Source organism: Parabacteroides sp. ZJ-118, from assembly GCF_011038785.1.
GTDB lineage: Bacteria > Bacteroidota > Bacteroidia > Bacteroidales > Tannerellaceae > Parabacteroides.
Genome location: NZ_JAAKDT010000025.1, coordinates 39,964 through 46,215, shown reverse-complemented (window position 1 = coordinate 46,215; position 6,252 = coordinate 39,964). Strand labels below are relative to the sequence as shown.

Sequence of the window (6,252 nt, the reverse complement as noted above, 5' to 3'; positions counted from 1 at the left end):
CTGGACCAAAGCGCCGATGCCGCCATGGGCCAGATCGATCTGAAGGAGTATCCCGAACGCTTCGCCCTCTGCGGCCTTCCGGTGGTGAAGGTAGGCATCAATTTCAGTACGGAGAAGCGTACGATCGAGGAATGGAAGATTGAAGATGGGTGTAATACAATTCAATGAGGGTCATGAAAGACAGTCGATTATATCCGATAGGAATCCAGACTTTCTCGAAATTGCGGGAGGGTAATTATGTATATATCGATAAGACCGATTTGATCTATCGGTTAGTATGCGGTGCATCGAACTATATCTTCTTGAGCCGTCCCCGCCGCTTCGGCAAGTCCTTGCTAACCTCTACGCTCCGTAGCTACTTCGAGGGTCGTAAGGAACTGTTCGAGGGGTTGGCCATCGAGCGCCTGGAGAAGGAATGGACACGCCATCCGGTGCTTCATTTCGACATGAGCCTTGGCAAGCATTTAGACAGGGAGGAGCTGGAACATTATTTGGGGCGTCGTTTGTCTGAGTGGGAAGCCATTTATGGGCGTGATGAGAATGCGCTTATGGTGAACGACCGCTTGGAGAGTCTTATCAAGCGTGCTTACGAGCAGACGGGGCAGAAAGTAGTGGTCTTGATCGATGAGTACGACGCTCCGCTCTTGGACGTGGTACATGAGGAGAGAGAGTTGCCGAAGCTTCGTAACGTGATGCGTAACTTCTACAGTCCGTTGAAGGCGTGCGATCCCTATTTGCGTTTCGTCTTCCTGACCGGCATCACGAAATTCTCCCAGTTGAGCATCTTTAGCGAGCTGAATAATATCGAGAATATCAGCATGGACGAGGCGTACGCATCTCTGTGCGGCATCACGGAAGAGGAGATCCGGAGCCAGATGGGCGAGGATATCGCTCAGTTCGGTAAGCGACTGGGAATATCCTCCCAGGAGGCCTTTGACGCACTGAAGCAGAATTATGACGGCTATCATTTCACATGGCCATCGCCCGATATTTACAACCCGTTCAGTCTGCTGACCGCCCTTCACAAGGGGCGGATCGACTCCTACTGGTTCGGTAGCGGGACTCCTACTTACCTGATCGAGATGCTACGTAAGTTCCACGTGATCCCGCAGGAGATCGGTAATCGGGAATGCGTGGCGGCCGACTTTGACGCGCCAACGGAACGGATGACAAGCATCACGCCGTTGCTGTACCAAAGCGGCTATATCACGATCAAGAGTTATTCCCATTTTTCCGACCTGTATCAGTTGGACATACCGAACAGGGAGGTGCGGGTCGGTCTGATGCGTAGCCTGCTACCCAACTATGTGCAACGTCCCGCAGAACTGAACACGCTGGTGGCCAAGATGGCGGAGAAGATCTACAACGGTGACATGGAGGGCGCGTTGCGTTTGATGCGCACGGTCCTCTCCACGATCCCCTATTGCGATAACACGCATTACGAGGGCCATTACCAGCAGCTGCTTTATGTGATTTTCACGCTGCTCGGCAATTATGTGGATGTGGAGGTCCGTACGCCGAAGGGGCGTGTGGACATGGTGCTCCGCACGCCTTCCACGCTTTACGTGATCGAGTTGAAGCTGGACCAAGGCGCCGAGGCTGCCATGGAGCAGATCGATCTGAAGGAGTATCCCGAACGCTTCGCCCTCTGCGGCCTGCCGGTGGTGAAGGTAGGCATCAATTTCAGTACGGAGAAGCGTACGATCGAGGGGTGGAAGATAGAAGATGGGTGTAATACAATTCAATGAGGGTCATGAAAGACAGTCGATTATATCCGATAGGAATCCAGACTTTCTCGAAATTGCGGGAGGGTAATTATGTATATATCGATAAGACCGATTTGATCTATCGGTTAGTACACGGTGCATCGAGCTATATCTTCTTGAGCCGTCCCCGCCGCTTCGGCAAGTCCCTGCTAACCTCTACGCTCCGTAGCTACTTCGAGGGTCGCAAGGAACTGTTCGATGGGTTGGCCATCGAGCGCCTGGAGAAGGAATGGACACGCCATCCGGTGCTTCATTTCGACATGAGCCTTGGCAAGCACCTGGACAAAGAGGGGCTGAATCGCTATCTCTTGTTCCAATTGGCGGATATGGAGAGGAGGTATGGCTTGAATATGGATTCGGAAGATGCGAATTTACGCTTGACGAATTTAATTAGATGCGCTTACGAGCAGACGGGTCAAAAGGTAGTGGTCTTGATCGACGAGTACGACGCTCCGCTCCTGGACGTGGTGCATGAGGAGAGAGAGTTGCCGAAGCTTCGTAACGTGATGCGTAACTTCTACAGTCCGTTGAAGGCGTGCGATCCTTACTTGCGTTTCGTCTTCCTGACCGGCATCACGAAATTCTCCCAATTGAGCATCTTCAGCGAGCTGAATAATATCGAGAATATCAGCATGGACGAGGCGTACGCATCTCTGTGCGGTATCACGGAGGAGGAGATCCGGAGCCAGATGGGCGAGGATATCGCTCAGTTCGGTAAGCGGCTGGGAATATCCTCCCAGGAGGCTTTTGACGCGCTGAAGCAGAATTATGACGGCTATCATTTCACATGGCCATCGCCCGATATTTACAATCCGTTCAGCCTGCTGACGGCCCTTCACAAGGGGCGGATCGACTCCTACTGGTTCGGTAGCGGGACTCCTACTTACCTGATCGAGATGCTGCGTAAGTTCCACGTGATCCCGCAGGAGATCGGTAATCGGGAATGTGTGGCGGCCGACTTTGACGCGCCAACGGAACGGATGACGAGCATCACGCCGTTACTGTACCAAAGCGGCTATATCACGATCAAGGGCTATTCCCGTTTTTCCGACCTGTATCAGTTGGACATTCCGAACAGGGAGGTGCGGATCGGTTTGATGCGTAGCCTGCTACCCAACTACGTACAACGTCCCGCAGAACTGAACACGCTGGTAGCCAAGATGGCGGAGAAGATCTACAACGGTGACATGGAGGGCGCGTTGCGTTTGATGCGCACGGTCCTCTCCACGATCCCCTATTGCGATAACACGCATTACGAGGGCCATTACCAGCAGCTGCTTTATGTGATTTTCACGCTGCTCGGCAATTATGTGGATGTGGAGGTCCGTACACCAAAGGGCCGTGTGGACATGGTGCTCCGCACGCCTTCCACGCTTTACGTGATCGAGTTGAAACTGGACCAAAGCGCCGATGCGGCCATGGAGCAGATCGACCTGAAGGAGTATCCCGAACGCTTCGCCCTCTGCGGCCTTCCGGTGGTGAAGGTGGCTATCAATTTCAGTACGGAGAAGCGTACGATCGAAGGGTGGAAGATTGAGGAATGAACGGCCGTTCAAAGTCCGCTTCAAGACCTGCTCCGGTATCACAGTGCATTGCAGTTCCCCAATGCGACGAAGGCTGAGCAAAAAAGATATGTTAGGAGACTTGCGCCACGCACCTAAGATACTTTGCCAACGCACCTAAGATACTTGGGGGATGGATCTAAGATACTTGGGGGATGGATCTAAGATACTTTTTATACGAGACTTTGGTCCGTCGTTAAGAAAGCGGCATGGATGCCGACATATCAAAACTAACCCAGACTGTCGCCTGATAGTTAAAGGAAGTAAAATCTGTATTTTATTAAATACCAGCCTATATGGTTGTCCCATTGATAAACAGTGGGTACGCTCTATTGGTGGTTTACACATAAACTAATCATTTGATATGGATGCACGATCAGAGATAGAACGGTTGAAAGCCCTTGTTGCCGCGATTGAGCGTTATACAGCCCAAGTGAATGCCTATGCGGACAGTCTCGCGTTGGAGTGTGAGCGCAAGGAGAAGGAAGCCTCCGAGTTAAGGAAACAGGTTGCCGCGTTGAAAGAAGACCTGAAATCCAATTACGGTATAAATATTTGTGGATCAGATAATTGATAACTTTTTTAACTCTTTAAAGTTGCCTGATTCACAGAAGTTTCTTCTGGATGGCCGCATCGAGATGCACAACAACGCCATAGAGCGTATGTTCCGGCACATCGCCATCGGCAGGCGCAACTGGTTGCATACCGGCAGCCACTTCGCGGCCGAAAACATAGCTTTCATGTATTCGTTGCTTGAAAGCTGCAAACTCAACGCTGTAAATTTCGGGGAGTACATCGAGGATATACTCACCCGGCTGATGAAGGGTGAGAAAGCGGATGCGTCTTTCCTTCCCAATAAATACGTTCCCCGTCCAAAACAGGGACAGGAGAAAGCCGCCTGACAGGGCAAAACATGAAATCAAGAAGTTTTTTTATTTTATCATGGACGTAACTTATTGATTGACAAGAGTACGCTGTAGTGGTGGTTTACGAATATTTCAAGGGAAATGTTTGTGTTAAAGAGGAATTGGCTATCTTTGCGTCAAGATGTGCGCATAAGTTATGCGTTTATCTGTAAAAAGGCGTTGGAAATATAGCAAGAATAGTATATGATAAAAAGCATATCTTTCACAAACTTTTTCAGTTTCTCATCCCAAACAGTGGCTTTGCGGGATGTGAATGTGTTGGTAGGAATCAATGGTTCCGGCAAGACCAATTTCTTGAAAGCTTTTCAGGTGTTGCGGGCGGTTGTTGCGGAAGGGGAACTTTCTCGTCTTATCGTTGACCGCTGGGGAGGTTTTGATGCTGTATGTTTTGCCGCGCCGTCGCAATCGAAACCGCAGATAGTGATAGAATATGAATTTGATCCTGTTGTGCTGGGTCGGTATGGTTACAAGTTTCAAGAGCCGGTTTTCTATCGCATTAAATTCCGCAAAATGGGTTCCACTCAAAATTATTACGTATGTGAGAGCCTGTACACAAAGAATCCTGACGGGAAGCCACGGTATGTTTATCTGAAGATGAACAATGGCCGCGGATATGTGCGCGAAGGTAAGACCGATGACCAACAGCGGGTGGAATACACATTTGAAAATGCTTCGGAATCCATCTTGACCCAGTTGGTGGACAAGGACCGTTTTTATCAGATACACACCTTGCGCGAGGCATTGCGCGACATAATGGTTTATACGGGATTCGATACCACTGCTCCGAGTGCTATTCGCAAACCATCGTTGCCGGGCAGTGTACAAAAGTTGGCTACGGACGGAGTTAATTTGGCACAGTTAATAAACGCCATTAAGATTAACTCCAAAACCGATTATTCTCGTTTGGTGAAATCGTTTGTCAATATCAATCCCATGATTAAAGGATTTGATTTCAATTTTATAGGGAACAATATTGAATTGTTGCTTGACGAACGAGGTCTGGAACGCTCTGTGCATGCTTCCAACATCAGTGATGGTACGTTGAAGTTTCTCTGCCTGCTTGCTGTTTTTTGCAATAGGAAGCGTGGTGGATTGGTATGTATCGATGAACCCGAAAGCGGGCTTCATCCCGATATGATATCCGAGCTGATGGAAATGCTGGGGGAGACATCCGACCAAACGCAATATGTGCTGGCCACTCACAGCCCGCATTTGCTTGATTGTGTATCTGTTGATAAGGTGCTTGTTTTTGAAAAGAATGAATCGAACAACTCTGGGGTCAATTCGTTTCAAAGCCTGCAATACGTAGAATGGGCTTCACAGTATTCTACGGGCACACTTTGGAGAGAGGGTGATTTGGGAGGAAACCGTTACTAACAGTTGAGTGGCTATGGTGCGAAAAACATTGTATGTGGAGGGTTCTCCCAATTTGGAAAATGGTGATTTGCGAAAGGCGTTTAATACCCTTCTTGCCAAGGAATTGGAAGGCAATATGCCACGTATTGTCATGGGAAAAGGGAAACAACAGACGGTGGATAAGTTTCTCACTACACCCATGGACAATAATGAAGTCCGTTTCCTGCTTGTTGACTCGGACAGTGAAATGCCGGTGAAAAATGAGAGAAAAGAATATGGCGAATTTAACGCTTCAAAGCCTAATCGCGTGACGAATAGCGTTTCCGCTAATACATTTTTTATGATTCAAGAAGCAGAAGCTTGGATTTTGTCTCAGCCTGATGTTTTGAAGAAAGAGGGTTTGAAGAATCTGTCGTATAATCGGACTGATTTGACCCGCATTCCCAACCCCAGCGACCTTGTGGGGAGAATTTATAAAGATAATGGACGTAATTATCATAAAGTGCGTGATTTCACCTGTTTATTTCCATTACTTGATACAGGTAAATTGAAATCCACCTTCACAGACTTTGCCGATTTGATTGAAGCGTTGAAGCAATAAATCTTTTGGATGCACAAAACGCCCCGTAGCATGAGCACGCA

At 48.8% G+C, this 6,252-nt stretch carries 7 protein-coding genes; all 7 read left to right on the top strand.

The features are described 5' to 3' along the window. The 7 genes from G7Y39_RS13920 to G7Y39_RS08310 all read left to right on the top strand — a co-directional run bounded on the left by G7Y39_RS13920 (nucleotide 1) and on the right by G7Y39_RS08310 (nucleotide 6,211). Nucleotides 1–168, top strand: a complete 168-nt coding sequence (locus G7Y39_RS13920; RefSeq protein ID WP_370520368.1) for a PD-(D/E)XK nuclease domain-containing protein — start codon at nucleotides 1–3, stop codon at nucleotides 166–168. Between the two features lie 5 nt (nucleotides 169–173). Next, nucleotides 174–1,748: an ATP-binding protein gene (locus G7Y39_RS08335; protein WP_165156860.1), complete on the top strand. Its 1,575-nt coding sequence runs from the start codon at nucleotides 174–176 to the stop codon at nucleotides 1,746–1,748. 5 nt (nucleotides 1,749–1,753) lie between these two features. Continuing rightward, on the top strand, nucleotides 1,754–3,310 hold the full coding sequence (locus G7Y39_RS08330; protein WP_165156859.1) for an ATP-binding protein: 1,557 nt from the start codon (nucleotides 1,754–1,756) through the stop codon (nucleotides 3,308–3,310). Between the two features lie 382 nt (nucleotides 3,311–3,692). After that, nucleotides 3,693–3,902, top strand: coding sequence for a hypothetical protein (locus G7Y39_RS08325; protein ID WP_165156858.1), 210 nt, complete (start codon nucleotides 3,693–3,695; stop codon nucleotides 3,900–3,902). 22 nt (nucleotides 3,903–3,924) lie between these two features. Further along, entirely contained in the window at nucleotides 3,925–4,230 is a 306-nt protein-coding gene (locus tag G7Y39_RS08320) for a transposase (protein WP_165156857.1), read from the top strand. Between the two features lie 207 nt (nucleotides 4,231–4,437). Then, a complete protein-coding gene (locus G7Y39_RS08315; protein WP_241159984.1) occupies nucleotides 4,438–5,631 on the top strand; it encodes an AAA family ATPase in 1,194 nt (397 codons plus the stop codon). Between the two features lie 13 nt (nucleotides 5,632–5,644). Next, nucleotides 5,645–6,211 carry a DUF4276 family protein gene (locus tag G7Y39_RS08310; RefSeq protein ID WP_165156854.1) on the top strand — a complete coding sequence of 189 codons (567 nt, stop codon included), beginning with the start codon at nucleotides 5,645–5,647 and terminating at the stop codon, nucleotides 6,209–6,211. Nucleotides 6,212–6,252 lie beyond the last annotated feature (41 nt).

What these genes read in the sequence shown, in the direction of transcription:
- G7Y39_RS08330 (WP_165156859.1), top strand. Translation starts at nt 1,754, where the DNA reads ATGAAAGACAGTCGATTATATCCGATAGGAATCCAGACTTTCTCGAAA.
- G7Y39_RS08325 (WP_165156858.1), top strand. Translation starts at nt 3,693, where the DNA reads ATGGATGCACGATCAGAGATAGAACGGTTGAAAGCCCTTGTTGCCGCG.
- G7Y39_RS08315 (WP_241159984.1), top strand. Translation starts at nt 4,438, where the DNA reads ATGATAAAAAGCATATCTTTCACAAACTTTTTCAGTTTCTCATCCCAA.
- G7Y39_RS08310 (WP_165156854.1), top strand. Translation starts at nt 5,645, where the DNA reads ATGGTGCGAAAAACATTGTATGTGGAGGGTTCTCCCAATTTGGAAAAT.
- G7Y39_RS08335 (WP_165156860.1), top strand. Translation starts at nt 174, where the DNA reads ATGAAAGACAGTCGATTATATCCGATAGGAATCCAGACTTTCTCGAAA.